This window comes from Marinobacter santoriniensis NKSG1, assembly GCF_000347775.1.
Taxonomy (GTDB): Bacteria; Pseudomonadota; Gammaproteobacteria; order Pseudomonadales; family Oleiphilaceae; genus Marinobacter; species Marinobacter santoriniensis.
The window spans coordinates 1-502 of sequence record NZ_APAT01000034.1 but is presented as its reverse complement, the minus strand read 5'-3'; the positions used below and the strand labels follow the sequence as shown (position 1 = coordinate 502).

2 protein-coding genes are annotated in these 502 nt (G+C 39.4%); both read right to left on the bottom strand.

Going from position 1 to position 502, the window contains the following annotated elements; genetic code table 11:
- The coding region (locus MSNKSG1_RS19035; protein WP_455032233.1) for a hypothetical protein at nucleotides 1-67 on the bottom strand (67 nt) is incomplete at its 3' end.
- A gap of 185 nt (nucleotides 68-252) precedes the next feature.
- A partial coding sequence (locus tag MSNKSG1_RS19715) for a Protein rexA (protein WP_008940831.1) occupies nucleotides 253-502 on the bottom strand: 250 nt, incomplete at its 5' end.

Genomic DNA, 502 nt, shown 5'->3' with positions numbered 1-502 from the left:
GGCGGAAAAGGAGATAGCAAATGCTTACGATAACGTAAGGAATTATTACTATGTAAACACCAGGCATGATTCTGTTCCGCATAATTACTCCTGATAATTAATCCTTAACTTTGCCCACCTGCCTTTTAAAACATTCCAGTATATCACTTTTCATTCTTGCGTAGCAATATGCCATCTCTTCAGCTATCTCAGCATTGGTGACCTTGTTCAGAGGCGCTGAGAGATGGCCTTTTTCTGATAGATAATGTTCTGTTAAAATATCTCCGGCCTCATCTTTTGCCCGCAGGCTAATGTCTGAAAATTGAGGTGACGGGTTAAAAATAATATCCTTGGCAACCTTTTTATATCCCTTTTAAATTTTGGCTTAATGACTATATCCAATGAGTCAAAAAGCTCCCCTTCAATATCTGTTGCCCCTAAGACCTTTAATATATCGCCAAATACAGGTAGCTTGGCTTCTACCTTCACCGTTGTTCGGCCGATGAAATGCATATGCATTAAC